Origin of the sequence: Burkholderia sp. HI2500 (assembly GCF_002223055.1) — a bacterium.
Taxonomy (GTDB): Bacteria; Pseudomonadota; Gammaproteobacteria; order Burkholderiales; family Burkholderiaceae; genus Burkholderia.
This window is the reverse complement of the sequence record NZ_NKFL01000006.1, coordinates 2322539-2340070: the sequence shown is the minus strand read 5'-3', so window position 1 is coordinate 2340070 and position 17532 is coordinate 2322539. Positions and strand designations below refer to the sequence as shown.

Annotated in this window: 12 protein-coding genes; 4 read left to right on the top strand and 8 right to left on the bottom strand. The window is 67.3% G+C overall.

What is annotated here, in order from left to right:
- Nucleotides 1-39 precede the first annotated feature (39 nt).
- The 6 genes from CFB45_RS28170 to CFB45_RS28140 all read right to left on the bottom strand — a co-directional run bounded on the left by CFB45_RS28170 (nt 40) and on the right by CFB45_RS28140 (nt 7664).
- Nucleotides 40-2157, bottom strand: a complete 2118-nt coding sequence (locus CFB45_RS28170; RefSeq protein ID WP_089428361.1) for a TonB-dependent receptor — start codon at nt 2155-2157, stop codon at nt 40-42.
- Between the two features lie 53 nt (nt 2158-2210).
- The gene (locus CFB45_RS28165) at nt 2211-4325 is read right to left on the bottom strand and encodes a TonB-dependent receptor family protein (protein WP_089428360.1); all 2115 of its coding nucleotides are present in this window, start codon (nt 4323-4325) and stop codon (nt 2211-2213) included.
- Nucleotides 4326-4498: 173 nt separating this feature from the next.
- Nucleotides 4499-4942: a DUF2946 domain-containing protein gene (locus CFB45_RS28160; protein WP_144025237.1), complete on the bottom strand. Its 444-nt coding sequence runs from the start codon at nt 4940-4942 to the stop codon at nt 4499-4501.
- Nucleotides 4920-6383, bottom strand: coding sequence for a PepSY-associated TM helix domain-containing protein (locus CFB45_RS28155; protein ID WP_089428359.1), 1464 nt, complete (start codon nt 6381-6383; stop codon nt 4920-4922). The genes CFB45_RS28160 and CFB45_RS28155 overlap by 23 nt, the downstream gene beginning before the upstream one ends.
- A 242-nt stretch (nt 6384-6625) precedes the next feature.
- Nucleotides 6626-7111, bottom strand: coding sequence for a hypothetical protein (locus CFB45_RS28145; protein WP_089428358.1), 486 nt, complete (start codon nt 7109-7111; stop codon nt 6626-6628).
- A gap of 229 nt (nt 7112-7340) precedes the next feature.
- Nucleotides 7341-7664, bottom strand: coding sequence for a hypothetical protein (locus tag CFB45_RS28140; RefSeq protein ID WP_021162626.1), 324 nt, complete (start codon nt 7662-7664; stop codon nt 7341-7343).
- Between the two features lie 592 nt (nt 7665-8256).
- On the opposite strand from CFB45_RS28140, the gene CFB45_RS28135 reads away from it, so the two are divergent.
- Nucleotides 8257-8889: a LysE family translocator gene (locus CFB45_RS28135; protein ID WP_089429177.1), complete on the top strand. Its 633-nt coding sequence runs from the start codon at nt 8257-8259 to the stop codon at nt 8887-8889.
- 18 nt (nt 8890-8907) lie between these two features.
- Here CFB45_RS28135 and CFB45_RS28130 read toward each other — a convergent pair whose 3' ends face one another.
- Complete coding sequence (locus CFB45_RS28130) at nt 8908-9882, bottom strand: LysR family transcriptional regulator (protein ID WP_089428357.1); 975 nt, start codon at nt 9880-9882, stop codon at nt 8908-8910.
- 271 nt (nt 9883-10153) lie between these two features.
- On the opposite strand from CFB45_RS28130, the gene CFB45_RS28125 reads away from it, so the two are divergent.
- On the top strand, nt 10154-11482 hold the full coding sequence (locus CFB45_RS28125; protein WP_089428356.1) for an MFS transporter: 1329 nt from the start codon (nt 10154-10156) through the stop codon (nt 11480-11482).
- A 119-nt stretch (nt 11483-11601) separates the two neighbouring features.
- On the top strand, nt 11602-12768 hold the full coding sequence (locus CFB45_RS28120; protein ID WP_089428355.1) for a M24 family metallopeptidase: 1167 nt from the start codon (nt 11602-11604) through the stop codon (nt 12766-12768).
- Nucleotides 12769-12838: 70 nt separating this feature from the next.
- Here CFB45_RS28120 and CFB45_RS28115 read toward each other — a convergent pair whose 3' ends face one another.
- Nucleotides 12839-14467, bottom strand: coding sequence for an NADP-dependent glyceraldehyde-3-phosphate dehydrogenase (locus CFB45_RS28115; RefSeq protein WP_089428354.1), 1629 nt, complete (start codon nt 14465-14467; stop codon nt 12839-12841).
- A gap of 931 nt (nt 14468-15398) precedes the next feature.
- On the opposite strand from CFB45_RS28115, the gene CFB45_RS28110 reads away from it, so the two are divergent.
- The gene (locus CFB45_RS28110) at nt 15399-17528 is read left to right on the top strand and encodes a TonB-dependent receptor (RefSeq protein WP_089428353.1); all 2130 of its coding nucleotides are present in this window, start codon (nt 15399-15401) and stop codon (nt 17526-17528) included.
- Nucleotides 17529-17532: the final 4 nt, after the last annotated feature.

The window sequence follows — 17532 nt, the reverse complement described above, 5'->3', positions numbered from 1 at the left end:
CACACCGGCGGCGGGTGTGGCGCACCGCATCGCGCCGCATCAGAACCGGTAGTTCGCCACCACTTCGAGCCGCCGGTCGTTGCCGAGCAGGTATTGCGTCTCGTTGTAGTACGCGGACTGCACGAAGCGCCGGTTGAACACGTTGTACGCGCGCGCGGTGATCGTCGTGTCCTTGCGCGGCTTCCACGCGAGGCCGAGGTCGACGGTGGTGTACGACGGCATCACGAGCTGGTTCGCGGTGTCGGCGAAACGCTTGCCGACGTACTTGACGCCCGCGATGCCCGTCCAGTCCGGCGCGAAGCGCCAGCTCACCCACAGGTTCGCGAGCCGCTGCGGCACCGACACCGGCACGTTGCCCGCGCGCGACACCGTCGTGCCGCCGGACGTCTGCTGGAAGTCGTCGTATTTCGCGCGCAGGATCGACACGTTCGCGTCGACGCGCCAGTCCTTCGCGATCTCCGCGCCGACCGTCGCCTCGAGCCCGCGCGACGACTGCTGGCCGATCTGGATCGACTGGTTCGGGTTCAGCGGATCGGCCGTCAGCAGATTGCTCTTGACGATCCGGTACGCGGCCAGCGTCCATTCCGCCTTGCCGCCGAGGAACGACTGCTTCACGCCGATCTCGATCTGCCGGCCGGTCGCGAGCGTGAAGTTCGCCTTCGACGCATTCAGCGACAGCAGCGAGCTGATCGGATCGGCCGCGACCGAATACTGGCCGTACACGGCGAGGCCGGGCTGCACGTCGTACACGGTGCCGATGCGCCAGCCCGTGTTCGCGAACACCTTCGTGAACGCGCCGCCGTTCACGAGATCGTCGCGGTTCACGCTTGCGTGGTCGTAGCGCAGCCCGCCGATCACCGACCAGCGCGGCGTGATCTCCAGCCGGTTCTCGGCGAACAGCGCGTACTGGTTCGCCTGGCTGCGGTACTTCGGGTAGGTGCCGGCCGTGTTGATGAAGCTGCCCGGATCGAAGTTGAACGGATCGACCGTCGACGTGCCCGAATACGGCGAGTTGTTGTCGTGCTGGAACGTCGTGTGATTGAACTCGAAGCCCGCCGAGAACGTGTTGCGCATGCCGAGCAGCGCGGTGGTGACGGTGGCCGCCGTCACGTTGCCGTACTGCTCCTGGTCGTGGAAGATTTCCGTGAAGCTGCTGCGCCGCACTTGCGCGGTTGACGGCAGGTACGTGTAGTACTCGGCGTCCTTCCAGTGACGGTTGCTCTTCATCCGGTAGAGCGTGCTGGTCACGTTCAGGCTGTCGCTCGGCTGCCAGTTCGCCGCTACCGTCGCCCAGCTGTCGCGGAACGCGATGTCGCTGTCGCCGACGTTGTAGTTCTTCTTGTCGAGCGCGCGATCGCGCGCGCCGTTCACGAGCGGCACGCCGAAATACTGCATCGGATGCTGGAAGCCTTGCGCATACGACGCCGTCACGTACAGGTCGGCGCTCACGTCGTAGCGCAGCGCGCCGGAGATCGACAGGTTGCGCGAATTGCCGCGGTCGACCCAGTTCGACGAACGGTTGCCGCTGATGTCGAAGCGATACGACAGCTTGTCGTTGATCGCGCCGCCGCTGCCGAACGCGACCCGCGCCGTGCCCTCGGTGCCGCCGCCGACCTGCAGCTCGTTCCGGATCGCGCCGCGCGTCGGCTTCTTCGGCACGATGTTGACGACCCCGCCGATCGCGCCTTCGCCGTAGATCACCGACGCCGGGCCGCGCAGCACGTCGATATGGTCGACCGACCACGTGTCGAACGGAAACGTGATGCCGATCGCGCCGTACGGGCGCACGCCGTCATAGAGCTGCGTGACCGACGACGCGCCGACGAAGCCGCGCGCGCCGAGCTCCGAGCCGCCGTTGCCGGGATGCGGCGATGCGCTGATGCCGGCGGCGCGGCTCACCGCGTCGACGATCGCGCTGTCGCCGCGCGTGTCGAGCGTCTTGCGATCGATCTGCTCGACGCTCGCGGGCGTTTCGAGCGAAGTCAGGCCGAGACGGCTGCCGGTGTCGAGCGGCTGCGTGAGCGGTGTCGCCTTCTGGGCGCTGACGCGAATCGGTGCGAGCGTGGCGCCGGCGCTCGCGGCATCGCTCTCCTGGGCTTGCCCGGCGGGCGAGAAGGCCGCGAGCAAGGCGGCGGGCAGCATCAATCTGAACTTCATGTTTCGAGATCCTTTGAATCTGTTCAATGCGGTGTTTCTTGTCAGGCCGGGCATCAGAACGCGTACCGCATGCCGGCGAACACGCTGCGACCTTCGCCCGGATAGAAGATCGCGGTGTTCGCGGTGCGCGCATCGGCGACCGTGCTGATGTCGCTCACATAGCGCTTGTTGGTCAGGTTGCGCGCGTCGACGAACAGCGAGAGGCCGTTGCGGAAGTCGTATCCGGCCTGCAGCCCGAGCAGCGTGTAGCTCGGCACGCGCAACGTGTTCGCATCGTCGGCCCACGCGCCCGACGGCACCCAGTCGAGCGTCGCCGCGATATGGAAGCCGCTCGGCCGCGCGTAGCCCAGCGTCGCGCGCAGCACGTTCAGCGGCACGCCGGCGATCCGGTTGTTGCCGTACTGCGGGTCGTTCTTGAAGCGGAAGTCGTTCAGGTTCCAGATGCCCGACAGCGTGACCTTGTCGCCCGCGCCGCGCCCGGTGACGTTGCGCAGCAGCTCGACCGACGCGCCGGCCTCGATCCCTTGCAGCACCGTCTTGTTCGCATTGAACGTCGACGCCGGCACATCCGGGTTCGTCGTGTACTGCAGCAGCTGGTCGCGCACGAGCGAGCGATAGGCGGTCACGTCCCAGCTCACGCGCTCGCGCGAGCCGCGCGTGCCGAACTCGATCGTCCACGCGTGCTGCGCCGCGAGCGGCGTGAAGCGCGTCGTGTTCGAGAAGGTCTGCGTGAGGTCGGTGAAGTCGGGCACGTCCTGGCTGCGCGTGATGTCGACGTAGGCCTGGGTGTGCGCATCCGGCTGCCACAGCAGCCCGAGCTTCGGATTGACACCGCTGTAGCTCGCGTTCGTCGACTTGTAGTTCGGGGCGCGCGGCAGCCCGCCGTTGTCGATGTACTCGCGCACCGAGTGCAGCACCTTCACGCCCGTCATCAGCGCGACGGTCGGCACGAAGAACAGCCGGTTCTCGACGTACGCCTCGTAGTTGAAGGCCGTCTGCGTCGAATCGAGTGTCTGCGCGCCCTTGTTGCCGTTGACGTTCACGTACTGGTTCGCCTGCGTGCGGCCGCCGAAGAAGCGCGCGCCGACGATCAGGTCGTTGCGCATTCCGCCGAGCGTCAGGTGGCCCGTGTAGCGCGGCGCGAAGCCGTAGGTCCAGCCGTCCTGGTCGAGCGCCTGGAAGATCGGGTGATAGAGGCTCTTGTGGATCGCCCACGTGTCGAACTGCAGCTCGCCCGAATCGAGCTTCACCGTCGTGCGGTTCGCGATCCGCTCGGTGCGCGTGTTGCGCGCCTGGTCGCCCGATATCGCGTTCGGCGCGGCCCTGGTCGGATTGTTCAGCGCGTCGGACAGCGACAGCGTGCCGGGCAGCAACTGATCGACGACGTACACGCCGACGTAGAAGCGCGTCTCGACCGTCGGGCTGAACCGGTAGCCGACGTTCGCGTTGAACTGCTCGTATTGCCCCTTCGAATGATCGCGGTAGCCGTCCGCGTGGTTGACGCTGAAGTTCGCGAGGAAGTCGAGCGGGCCGAGCACGCGCGAGACCTGCGCGCTGGTGCGCACCGTGCCGTAGCTGCCGCCTTCCACGCGCAGGATGTTCGGCGCGTCGGCGGTGTGGGCGGTCGGCGTGATGAAATCGATCGCGCCGCCGAGTGTCGACGCACCATACGCGAGGCCGTTGCCGCCCTTGTAGACCTGCACCGCCTGCAGTGCGAGCGGATCGATCTGGTAGTAGTCGCCGCTGCCGTCCGCGAGGTTGGTCGGGATGCCGTCCTGCAGGATCTCGAGGCCGCGCGTGTGGTACGAACGGGCGATTCCCGAGCCGCGAATCGACAGCCGCAGTTCCTGGCCGTAGCGGTTCTCGACGAACACGCCGGGCACGTCCTTCAGCACGTCGCGCAGCGTGAACGCGTAGGTGTTCCGGTAGCTGTCGGCATCGACGAAGCCCACCGAGCCGACCGTCTGCTCGAGCGTGCGCTTCAGCTTGCCGGTCGATTGCGATGTCAGCGAGTCCATCTCGCGGGGTGCGTTGACGTGGATCGCGGGCAGCGTCGATGCGGCCGGTGCATCGGTGGGCGCGTCGGCGCCTTGCGCGCAGGCGGCCGACGCGAAGAGCACGGAGATCGCGCCGGACAGCGCGACGGCGATACGGGTCGAGGTAAACATGTCGTTGTACGTATGGTTAGGGTGACGATGATGAGTCGGACACGATGCGCGCCATGCGCGGCGCCGGCCGCCGCGCGTGGTCACGCGCGCGGGTTCGGCATCGGGCGCCGGCAGGGCGGGCAGGCGAAGCGGACGGCGCCGCGCGGTGTGCGGCGGCGCGGTCGCGAGGTGCGTCAGGCGCGGGCGGAAGGCGGCCCGCGCGCGGCGAGCGCGTAGCGCTTCGACGGGTAGCGGGCAGAGGGGATCAGCGGCGCGGGCGGCGCATGCCGCACGGCCGGGGAGGCGGAGAGCAACACCGCGGACTGCAGCGGCGGATGGCCGGCGAGCAGGCCGCAATAGCCGCAGCGGTCGAAATGCCTGTCCGATGGAGAATCGGACGACGAATCGGGCGACGCCTGCGATTGCGCGTGCGCCACGAGCGTGTTGCCGGTTGCCGAGCAGATCGGCGCGGCCGGCAGGCCGTCATCGGGTGCGGCAGCGCGCAGTTGCGAGATCAGCGGCGCGACGAGCGCGAGCACGAGCGCGAACAGCCCGAGCCACGCGGTGGCCCGGGCGTGTCGCGTCGGCGCGCCGCGTATGCCGGCGCGCGATGAATCAGGCCGCTGCGCGTGCCGCACGGCCGAACAGCAGACGGTCGATCAACCAGACCGCGACGATCGTCGCGCCCATCAGCGGGAAGACGATGCCGAGCAGCACGAGCCCCGCGATCCATCCGCGCATCGGCGGCGCGCCGCGTTCGCGCGACGGCGCCCCCAACTTGCGAGCCGGGCGGCGCTTCCACCACATCACGGTGCCCGTGACGGCCATCGCGGCCAGCCCGAGCGACAGCACCGCGCAGACGATCTGGTTCGCGAGCCCGAAGTAGCGGCCCATGTGCAGCGACGTGCCGTACGACACGGCGCGCGACACCGCGCCGTAGTCGTCATAGCCGATGTCTTTCAGCACGGCCCCGCTGTACTGGTCGAGGTAGATCGTCCGTTCGGCTTTCGGGTCGTCCGGGAAGTACGACGCGGTGAACACGCCGTCCGCGCCGGACGGCAGCGCGAGCGTATAGCCGCTCGTCACGCCGAGGCCCGCGACGATCGCGATTGCGCGGGCCAGCGGCAGCGGGGCCGGCGTCGGCGCCGACGGCGAATGCGGGACGGGCACGTTGCCGACCGCCCACGGCGTTTGCGGCAACGGCAGGTCGTCCATCACCATCCCCGGCATCGACTCGCCGGATTCGTGGTGATGGCCGGACGGTACATCTGCGTGGGCAGGTGCGGGCGCCGCGGCGGCACCCGGGCGCGTCGAGCGAACCGCTCCGCCACCCCATGCGCCTTCCGGCGCACCGAGGTTCACGGTCGCGGCCAGCGCCTTGAAGTTCTTGCCCCACGAGCCCGACCACGGCAGCCCCGTCAGGATGAATGCGATCGTGCCGGCCGCGAGCCAGATGCCGGCCGTCGCGTGAATGTTCTTCCACAGCGGCCGGCCGCGCAGCGACAGGTCGGGGCGCAGTGCCTGCCCGACGCGCGCCGCGCCGCGCGGCCACCACAGCGCGATGCCGGTGCCGATCATCACGAAGGTCCAGCACGCGGCGAGCTCCATCAGCAACTCGCCCGTCTTGCCGAGCAGCAGCTTGCGATGCAGCATCCGGTCGATCTGCATGAAGCGGTTCTCGACGCTCAGCGTGCCGAGCACGCTGCCGTCGTACGGGTTCACGTACACGCTCTCGCGGCTGCCGTCGCGCAGCCGGAACACGTATTCGGCGCTGCGGTCCGGCGCGGTCGAGACCTGCACGGACACCGGCGTCGCGCCGGCCGGCATCGCGGTGCGCGCGCTCGCGAGCAACGTGTCGGCATCGAGCCGCGGCGTGGCGCGCGGCTCGACGACGAGCCGGTGCGGATACAGCAGCGGCTCGATCTGCGGCTGGAAGCAATAGAGCGTGCCGGTGATCGCGAGGATCACCAGGAACGGCATGACGAACAGGCCGGCATAGAAGTGCCAGCGCCAGAGCGTCCGGTAGCCGGCGTGGGCGGATTGGGCGGGCGAGATCGCCCGTTCGACGGTGGTCGACATGGTGTCAGCTCCTCGGGTTCGTTGAGCGGCCGCGCCGGCACGGGCCGGCGGACGTCAACGCGCGTTGCGCCCGCCTGCCGGCATCGACGGAACGGGCGGCGCGGCGCCATGCGCGGAAGCGGCGCAGGACGGCGTCGCCCGCGCGAGGCGGGCAGGCGGGTGAACGGTTGAATCAGGTCGTGTGAGACGAACGGCATGCAGGCGCGCGCACGTCGTCGTGCGCGAGCCGCGGGGCGGAACCGTCAGCAGGACAGCGGAGGGGCGCGGGAGGGTGGGCGATCGTCGAGGATCGATCGCACGACGGGAATACGGTCGACGTGAATCCGGAAGCGCCGTGGCGCGGCGGCGGGAAACAGCAGCACCAGCAGCACGAATGACGCCAGCGCGGTGAACAGCGCGGCGCCGAATGCGCACAGGCTGTCGCCGCTGCCGGACGAGGTCGCATTGTCGGCATGGCCGTCATGCTTGAGCGCATCGGCGAGCGCGAGCGCGTCGTTGGCCGGTGTGATCGGCGCGCCGGCATCGAAACGGGCCGCCAGCGCGGCTACGTTGACGATCAGCGGGCCGCGGCCCGAACACAGCACCACCGAGCCCGCATCCGGACCGTCCGGATCGAGCATCACGGCGCCCGACATCAGCGCGCGGGACAGCAGCGTCACGAGGAGGACCCCCCACAGAAGCTGTCGCGCGACGCCTTGCCGGAGCAGGAAGCGGCGAAGTGCGTTCATGGCGCGCGATTGTACCTCCGTTTGCGGGGCGGGGCCGTCCGCCACGCTGATGCACGGCATCAGCCCGGCGGGGTGCCGGAAGCGGATGGCGTGCCCACGGGGGCTATTCGGAACCGAACGGGTTCCTGGAGATCATGCGGCGAGGTCATCGGGCATGCGCGTGCCGCGAATCGGGAAGGGCCGCCGTGGCCGTGCGTGACGCCCGCGGCAGCCGATGCAGTGCGCCGGCTCAGGCCGGATACGCATCGTCGACTTTCAGGTTCGCGAGCCGGAACAGCGTGCGCAGCGTCTGCGGATGAATGTCGCGGTGCGCGGCGAGCGACGTCAGCATGAAGTCGAGCACCTTCGCGTAGCGGAGCAGCACGAGACAACGCGCGAGATCGGGCGTGCGGCCGCGCATGTCCTCGGCGAGGTGAACCATTTCGGTGGACAACGAGCGTGCCATCTCGAGTTCCATCTGCTGTTTTTCGGTCCAGTCGGGCAACGGCTGTTCGAGCAGCTTCGCGAGAAAGAGCTGGAACGACGTGTCGGACGAATTGGGCAGCGCATCCATGAAGGGCCTCGTTACTTGCTCGGATCGTTCGGGCGTGTCCGCTGGATGCGCCCGACGGTGGGTTCGTGTCCGCGCGGTGATCGGCGCGGTGGTTACCCGAACGGGATGCAGGTTTCGTACCAGCGGCGCGAGACGATTGTTGAGTATTGTTGAGCCGCGACGCGACGAGGGCGGCGAGTCCCGCCGGTAGTGGGGGGCAGAGGGGGCCGAGGAGGTGGTCTACCGGCGCGGCGCGATGCATATCGCGTACGCGGAGCGGCTCGCCGACGCGAAATGCTTCACGGATGTAACGTAACGCCGGGATAAATTGCGTGGCGCGTTCCCCGGCAGTCTGACGAAATGGGCCGGCCCGCGCGTGCTGCCTGCGCCTGTCAAGCGTTCGGGCCGGCGGAAGCGGGGGGACAGGATGTCCGCCATGCGCGGCAAAAGCCACCAGCGAATGTGACGGGTGTTTCAAATCCGAGACGGATTGACCCGTGGCGATCCGGATGCGCGCCCCGTCCAACTGGCCCAGCGAATTGTCGGCCAATTGTCCATGGGCAGACGGCGCGCGTTTGCCAACAATGCGTCGATCATCCCTGCGAGGTTCGACATGAGCGTCCACGCCTTCTTCTCGGCCAACCTGCTGCTGGCCTACACGGCTTATTTCATCGGGACGGCCAGCCCCGGGCCAAGCAACCTCGCGATCATGTCGGTCGCCGCGAACCAGGGCCGCAAGGCGGCGCTCGCGTTCGCGCTCGGCGTCATTTCCGGGTCGATGTGCTGGGCGACGGTGGCGGCGCTCGGCGTGTCGGCCGCGCTGCTCGCGTGGTCGAAGCTGCTGGTCGCGATCAAGCTGTTCGGCGGGCTGTACCTGCTGTGGCTCGCGTTCAAGTCGGGGCGCACGGCGTGGTCGGGCAAGGCAGCGGTGTCGACGAACGCAGCGGGCGAGCAGCGGCTGTCGCGCTTCTATGTACGCGGCGCGATGCTGCACCTGACCAATCCGAAAGCGATCCTCGTGTGGGTGTCGATCGTCGCGCTGTCGTCGAACGGCGCGGGCGCGTCGCACGGCGCCGTCGTGCCGGGCTGCATCGTGATCGGGTGCCTGGTGTTCGGCGGCTATGCGCTCGTGTTCTCGATGGACGGCGCGCGCCGGCTGTACGTGCGCGGCCGGCGCGCGATGGAAGCGTGTCTCGCCGTCGTATTCGGCGTGGCGGGGATCAGGTTGCTGGTGTCGAACGTCTGACGCGGCAGGCCCGCGCGTCTAGCTCTGGCGGGTGGTGCGTCGCTTGGGCGAACGCACGGCGTCGCCCGGCTGCTCCGCCGGGCGTGTGAACAACGACACGATCGTCTGCCGGAGCCAGCGGTGCGCGGGATGGCTGTCCCAACGCTGATGCCAGATCACGCAGTAAGGCCGCGCGGGCATGCGCACCGGCGGTTGCCGCGACACCAGTTCCTTCTCGTGGATCGACAGATCGAGCAGCGTGGTCGGCAGTACGCCGATGAAATCCGATTCGCGGATGATCGCCAGCGCGGGCGAGTACGCATTCAGCGTGAGGACGAGATTGCGCTGCAGGCCGTGCGCGGAGAGCAGGCTGTCGTACACCGGCACCCGCATGCCGGAAAACCCGACGTCGAGATGCCGCGCCGCGAGAAAGCGCTTCAACGTGAGCGGCCCCTTCGCGAGCGGGTGATCCTTGCGCATCAGGCAACTCCAGTGGATCGGCCACATCTCGTGCGTGCGCACGCCGCTGCTCGGGCTCGAGTCGTTCAGGTAACCGCCGATCGCGAGGTCGACGCCGCCGCGGTCGAACATGCCCGGCAGGTCGGCGACGCTGAACGGCGTGAGCTCGAGTCGCATCGATGGCGCATGCGTGCCCATGTACTGCGCGAGGCGCGGCATGATGCGCTCGACCGAGTAGTCCGACATCGCGATCGTGAAGGTGCCCCGATGTTCTTGCGGGTCGAACTGGTCGGGCGAGATCGCCTGCTTCAATGCGTCGAAGTGCGGCTGGACCGCCGACCACAGCTCGCGCGCCCGCGCGGTCGGCCGCACACCGGAGACGGTTTTCTCGAACAGCACGTCGTCGAGCGACTCGCGCAGCCGGCGCAGCGCATTGCTGACCGCCGACTGTGAAAGCGCCAGCCGTTCGGCGGCGCGCGTGACGTTGCCTTCGGCCATCAATGCCGCGAACACGCGCAGCAGGTTGAGGTCGAGCTGGCGGAACACATCCTTCATCGCACATCTCCCATTCGGATGCCGGCATCCCGCGCGTGACGTCGCGAGCCGGAACGTCGTGGCGGCCAGTGTCCGGGCCGCGGGCCGTTCGCGCAAGGTCGCGTTTGCCCTCGCAGAGCGCCGGCTGGCGCCGCGACGAAATCGCGCGCCGCGCTCGCACCGTTATTCACGTTGGTGATGATCATATTCCGGAAATCCGTTGGACGCGGTAACGGTGCGCATCGAACATGAGTACGAAACCACTGCAGCCAGCAGCGGGAGGAGACAGACGATGAAAGAGGATGCAGTGAATCCGGCGGGCGCCCTCGCGCTCGATCGCCTTTCGGCCGCGGCGCAGCCGTCGGAGCGGGCAGGCACGCTGCGCGACGTCGCGGCGGCCGCGGCAGGCAACGCGCTCGAATGGTTCGACTTCGTGATCTACGGCTATTTCGCCAGCGTGATCGCGAAGCTGTTTTTCCCGGTGGCCGGGCCGGTCGGATCGCTGTTGCTCGCGACGGCGACCTTCGGCGTGGGGTTCGTCGTGCGGCCGCTCGGCAGTGTCGTGCTCGGGCTGTACGGCGACCGGTACGGCCGCAAGGCGGCGATGTCCGTCACGATCTGGCTGATGCTGGCCGGCACGGCCGCGATCGCGGTGGCGCCGCCGTATGCGCAGGCGGGCTGGCTCGGCGCGACGATCCTCGTGCTGGCGCGGCTCGTGCAGGGCTTCGCGGCATCGGGCGAATTCGGCAGCACCGTCGCGTTCCTCGCGGAAAAGGCGCCGCCGCATCGGCGCAACTTCTTCGTGAGCCTGCAGATGGCGAGCACGATGCTGGCCATCGTGCTGGGCGGCACGATCGGCACGATCCTGACGACGTCGCTCAGCCCGCATCAGCTCGAAAGCTGGGGCTGGCGCGTGCCGTTCGTGGTCGGCCTGCTGATCGGCCCGGTCGGCTTCTACATCCGTCGCAGCGTGTCGGAAACCGATGCGTTCGTGCACGGCGAAGCGCTGCCGGTCGCGCAGGTGCTCAAGCGCCTGTTCGGCGAGCACCTCGCGTCGTTCCTCGCGGCGATCGGCGTGACGATCGTCAGTACCGCCGCGTTCTACATGTACCTGATCTACATGCCGACGTTCGCGGTGAAGCAGCTCGGGTTGCCGATGTCCGCGCCGTTCATGAGCACGACGGTCGCCGGCATCGTGATGGTCGCGATCGCGCCGCTCGCGGGCCTGCTCGGCGACGTCTGGCGTCGGCCGGTCGCGATGGTCGCCGCCGCGATCGTCGTGCTGTCCGCGATCACGCTGCCGCTCTATATGTGGGTCATCGCCAGCCCGTCGCTGCACAACCTGTTGATCATGCAGGCCGCCGCCGCCGCGCCGATGGGCGTGCTCGTCGGGCTGGTGCCCGCGCTGGCCGCGCGCGCGTTCCCGGCCGCGGTGCGCAGCACCGGGCTCGCGGTGTCGTACAACATCCCGACGACGGTCTTCGGTGGGTTTTCCCCGCTGATCGTCACATGGCTGATCGCGACCACGCACAACAAGGCGTCGCCCGCGCTGTACATCGTCGCGATGTCGGTCGTGAGCCTGGTCGCGCTGCTCGGGTTTCGACGCTTGCCGAGCGAATAAGCGAACCGGATTCGGTTTCGATCCGTAGCGTTGAAATAGAGGATAACGAATGAAATGTCGCTCTATGGAGGCGTAGAAATGATCGGCCGCCCCGTCACCCTCAACAGGAGAAATCACGCATGAAATTCACCCCTACGTTTGCGCCGCCCAGCGAGGCGGAACTCAAAGGACGCCTCGAGCGCGTGCGCGCCCGCATGGCGGAAGCCGGCCTCGATCGCTATGTGGCGTTCTCGCCGGACAACATCTACTACCTGACGAACTTCGCGAACATCGTCCACGAGCGGCCGTTCGTGCTGGTCATTTCGCGCAGCGGCCCGCCGCAGTTCGTCGTGCCGCAGCTCGAGCAGCCGCATGTGCGGACGCGTTCGGTCGGCGAGCTCGAGCTGATTCCGTATTTCGAATTTCCGGCGCCGGCCGGGCGCGAATGGAGCGACCGGTTCAAGGCGCTGTTCGGGGCGGGCGAGCGTGTCGGCGTCGAGTCGGTGTGTCCGTTGCAGGTCTATGCGCAGACGCCGGGCGAGCGCGTTTGCATCGACATCATCGACGACGTGCGGATGATCAAGTCCGACTACGAGATCGGCCGCCACGTGTATGCGTGCGGGATCGCGACCGATGCGCACAACCTGCTGCTGAACGAAGCGCGCCCGGGCCTCGGGATGGCGGAGATGTCGTCGCGCATTCGCGGCTTCATCATGCAGCGGCTGCTGGCCGACGATCCGACGCTGAACCCGTTGGCGACGCGCATCGTCGCGGTGTTCCAGCCGGGCAGCGTGTCGCACGATCCGCACAACTTCAGCAACATCGACATGCGGATGGAGGAGGGCGGCCCGCACGTGTCGATCGTCAATGCGGTGATGAACGGCTATGGCGCGGAAGTCGAACGGACCTTCTTCCTTGGCCACGTGCCCGACGCGGCGCGACGCGCGTTCGATGTGATGTCGGAAGGGCGGCGGCTCGCGTTCGACGCGGCGATGCCGGGCGCGCTGCTGAGCGACGTCGATCGCAAGGTCAACGACTATTTCCGCCGCGCGGGAATGGGCGACCGGATGCTGCACCGGACCGGGCACGGAATGGGCGTCACCGCGCACGAGGCGCCGTTCTTCGCCGAAGGCTACGACCGGCCGATCGAGAAGGGGATGTGCCTGACGATCGAGCCGGGCATCTATATCGAGGGTGTCGGCGGCTTCCGTCATTCCGATACGGTGCTGATCGGCGATGAAGGCCCGGTTCAGCTGACCGGCGGGCCGCTGGAACTCGATGCGTTGACGTTCCCGGTTCGGGCTTAGGTAGTGACGCGCTGGCGTAAAAAAGCCGCTGCACGGGTGGGTGCAGCGGCTTTTTTGCGAGCGGCGCGCTTCAGAAAATAAAGCCCGTATTGATGAACTTCGAGTGGTGATCCGACACGATCGAATCGAGCAGCTGCTTGCTCCCTTCGGTCTGCTTCGCCGCGACCATCGAGCGGATCGAGAACGCGCGCAGCGCGTCGCTCACCGACAGCGTGCCTTCCGCCGAATCCTTGCGGCCCGCGAACGGGAACACGTCCGGCCCGCGCTGGCACTGGCAGTTGATGTTCACGCGGCACACCTGGTTCACGAGCGGATCGACCAGCGCGCCGATCTGCGCCGGATCGGACCCGAAGATGCTGACCTGCTGGCCGTGATCCGACGTCGTCACGTAGTCGAGCGCGGTGTCCACGTCGTCGAACGTCGCCACCGGAATGATCGGCCCGAACTGTTCCTCGCGGTACAGCTTCATTCCTTCCGACACCGGATACACGACGGCCGGATAGAACAGCGTCTTGCTGAACTCGCCGCCCGAATGGTTGACGACTTGCGCGCCCTTGGCCTTCGCGTCGTCGATCGCGTCCGTCATGTAGGCCGTGCGATGCATGCCCGGCAGCGGCGTGATGCTGACGCCTTTCTCCCACGGCATGCCGATCTTCAGCTGTTCGAGCGCGGCGGTGAAGCGCTTCACGAATTCGTCGACGATCGAGCGGTGCACGAGCAGCATCTTCAGCGCGGTGCAGCGCTGGCCGTTGAACGACAGCGCGCCGAGCAGGCATTCCTTCACGGTGAGGTCGAGATCGGCGTCGGGCAGCACGATCGCCGCGTTCTTCGCGTCGAGGCCGAGGATCGCGCGCAGCCGGTGCGACTTCGGGTGCTGCTTCTTCAGGTGGTCGGCCACCTTGCTCGACCCGATCAGCGCGAGCACGTTGATCTTGCCCGACGCGAGCATGTGCGGCACGACCACCGCGCCCGGCGCGTAGATCGTGTTGATCACGCCCTTCGGGAACGCGTCGCGGAACGCTTCGAGCAGCGGCTCGAACAGCAGCGTGCCGTACTGCGGCGGCTTGAACACCACGGTGTTGCCCATCAGCAGCGCGGGGATCAGCGTCGCGAACGTTTCGTTCAGCGGGTAGTTGTACGGACCCATGCACAGCACGACGCCGAGCGGCGTGCGGCGGATCTGGCCGATCGTGCCTTCGGCGATCACGAAGCGCGAATTCGCGTTGTCGAGCTCCTTCAGCGCGTCGATCGTCTGCGTCATGTACGTGACGGTGCGGTCGAACTCCTTCTGCGAATCGGCGAGGCTCTTGCCGATCTCCCACATGATCAGGTTCACCACCAGCTCGCGCTGCGCGACCATCCGCTTGATGAAGTCCTGCATGCACGCGATGCGCTGCTCGACCTTCATCGTCGGCCACTCGCCGCGGCCGGCGTCGTACGCGCGCACTGCGGCGTCGAGCGCCGCGTCGCTTTCCGTTTCGCCCATCACCGGGTAGCTGCCGATTTCGACCTGCTCGACGCTGCCGTCCGCCTGTCGCACGCACACGGGCGACAGCACGGTCTTGGTCGCGCCGTCCCACGGCCGCAACGCGCCGTCGACGAGCGACACGCGCTGGTGAATCGGCGAAGCGAGCCGGTACTCGGCGGGGATGTCCTGAAAGGCGGGAAACAGTTGCTGCAGGGAGGCGGAATCGGGCATGACGGTCTCGTTTGACGGGGTGTCCGGGAAGGACGGGCGATGCGAATCCTGAGCGGGGAGATCCTCGATCCTGAATCGGCATCATGACGCGCGGACGACGAGGCGTCACGCGTACCCTGGCCGATTCAACGACTGGAACCAGTTCCATTAAAAAGGAACGCCGGCGCGAATGCAAGAATTGCCGAATCGCGCCGCATGCATCGTAAGCATTCAGAAAGACTGTTGCCGAATGCTTGGTATAAGCCGCCAACAGTGCCCGCAAACGTTTCAAACGGGCCAGTTTCAGCGGATAATGGCCCGGCGCGGCGAAGAAAAAAATGAAGCGAGCCTGAGAGCATATGTAGTGAAGAACGGAAGAAGGTCCGCCGCGCTGCCGATGCGAGGTCGGCTGCCCGGAGCGCCGGGTCGGGGTTGCCCGGTCCGGCGCGCACCGGACTTCGAATGCGCGCCGTCCGCTGTGACGGATGCTTCGTGATCCTCTCCAGTCCTTTCGTCGTCGTCTCCCGAATCCCGCCTGTTGCCTGGCCCGTCATCGCCTGATGCGGCCGAAGTATTTCTTTCGTTTTTATTACGGTCGGGTCGCATAAACGCGCGGAATAGAAAGGCATTCGTCAGGAATGCAGAGCGCGATGCGCACGCACGTTGCGGGCAGGCGACACGTTAAAAATTAACTAAAAACACGAATCATTCTCGTTTAATATTTCGCTCCGTTACGGGCCGTGACGGAGCGTCACGGCCTCTTTCGTGCCGGCTCTGCCGGCCGGCTGCCACCCGCCGCCGGCCGTTCACCGGCCCGTCGGCGCGACGAGGCGATCCCTGCGCGCCGCTGCTTGTTCACGGAAAGGATGTCGCCAGCCCGATTCACAGCGTGGTTCGCGCGTTGGCCGGATGCGTTTCCGTTCGCCGTTTTCCCTCAGCCTCTACTTCAACGATGAAACTCAACAAGAGCGCTTGCCATGCGCTGCTGATCGCTACGTCGCTGGCCGGCGCACGCACCTCCTTCGCACAGGCGAGCGACGCCGAGGCGACCTTGCCCGCGATCTCGGTCAAGGCGACCGCCGAGCATGCGTCGTACGACGGCGGCCGCTCGCGTGCCGCAACCAAGACCGACATGTCGCTGATGGACGTACCGCAGACGGTGAACGTCGTGCCGCACGCGGTGATCGAGGACCAGAACGCGACGTCGATGCAGGATGCGCTGCGCAACGTGCCGGGCGTCGGCTTCTCGGTCGGCGACGGCCAGCGCGACCAGATCACGATCCGCGGTTTCAACAGCATCACGGACCAGTACGTCGACGGCATCCGCGACGATGCGCTCTACTATCGCGACCTGTCGAACGTCGATCACGTCGAAGTGCTGAAGGGGCCGGCGGCCGTGCTGTACGGGCGCGGCTCGGCGGGCGGCATCGTGAATCGCGTGTTGAAGCGGCCGGACGCGAACCCGGTGCGCGATGTGGGCGTGACGCTCGGCACGCGCGGCGAGCGGCGCGGCGAATTCGACCTCGGCTGGAATGCGAACGACGCGGCGCGTTTCCGGATCACCGGCGCGGCCGAGAACTCGAACAGCTTCCGCGACCAGTTCCAGCTCAACCGCCAGGCGATCGCGCCGTCCGCGCAGTTCAAGCTCGACCGCGACACGGTGCTGAACGTCGAATTCGACTACCTGCACGATCGCCGCACGTCCGACCAGGGGCTGCCCGCGTATCTCGGCCGGCCGGTCGACGTGCCGATCAACACGTTCTACGGCTCGGCCGACGCGGCGAACAGCTCGTACAACGATGTCTCCGCGAAGAGCGCGACGGTGTCGCTCGATCATCGCTTCAACGATTCGCTGTCGTTCCATGGCGCGATCCGCGCGTACGACTTCTCGCTCGAACGCAAGAACTACGTGACGTACGAGCCGATCAAGACGGCCGCGCATCCGGTCGTGACGCTCGACCAGTCGACGCGCCAGCGTACCGACCACGGCATCGACGGCCTGTTCGAGCTCACGCAGAAGACGTCGCTGTTCGGCATGCGTCACGAGCTGCTGTACGGGCTCGAACTGTCGCAGCAGCAGAAGTTCGACACGATCTACAGCGTGTCGAAGGTCGCGACCTACGATCTGTTCAATCCGCAGCAGGTGGTGCTGCCCGGCGTGCCGACCGGCACGCGGGCGAAGACGAACGCGTCGACCGTCGTCGGGCTCGCGGGGGTGTACGCACAGGATTTGATTTCGCTCACCGAGCACTGGAAGGTGCTCGCGGGGCTGCGCTTCGACTACCTGAACCAGATCCGCCACGACTACACGTCGTCGAACGTCAACCTCGATCGCACCGATCACGCGTGGAGCCCGCGCGTCGGCCTGATCTACGAACCGCTCGACTGGCTGACGCTGTACGGGTCGTTCAGCCAGTCGTTCTCGCCGCTGGCCGATACGCTGATCAGCTCGGGCGCATTCTCGAACGGCGCCGCGCTCGCGCCGCAGAAGACCACCGCGTATGAGGTCGGCTCGCGCTTCGACCTCGGCGGCAAGGCGACGGCCAGCGTCGCGCTGTTCGACATGCGCCAGACCAACCAGCAGATCGGCGACCCGGCGAATCCCGGCTATGCGCTGCCGATCGGCACGCAGCACGTACACGGGATGGAGCTGGGCTTTACCGGCGAGATCGCGCCGAAGTGGTCGGTGTATGCGGGCTACGCGTACCTGAACGGGACGGTCGACGGCTCGGCGCAATCGACGGCGGCCGGCGTCGCGGTGTCGAGCAATACACCGGGGCTGATGCCGCGCCACAGCGCGAACCTGTGGGTGAAGCGCGAGCTGCCGTACGGCTTCTATGCGGCGGCCGGCATGCAGTTCCAGTCGGCGCGCTACACGTCGGCGAGCGATCTCGTCACGCTGCCGTCGTTTACCGTGTTCAACCTGGGCGCCGGCTATCGCAGCAAGAAGGTCGACGTGACGCTCACGCTCGACAACCTGTTCAATCGCCGCTACTTCATCGCCGCGCACGGCAATGCGGACCTGTACAACATGCCCGGCGATCCGCGCACGCTGACCGCCACGGTGAAGTGGCACATGTAATGCA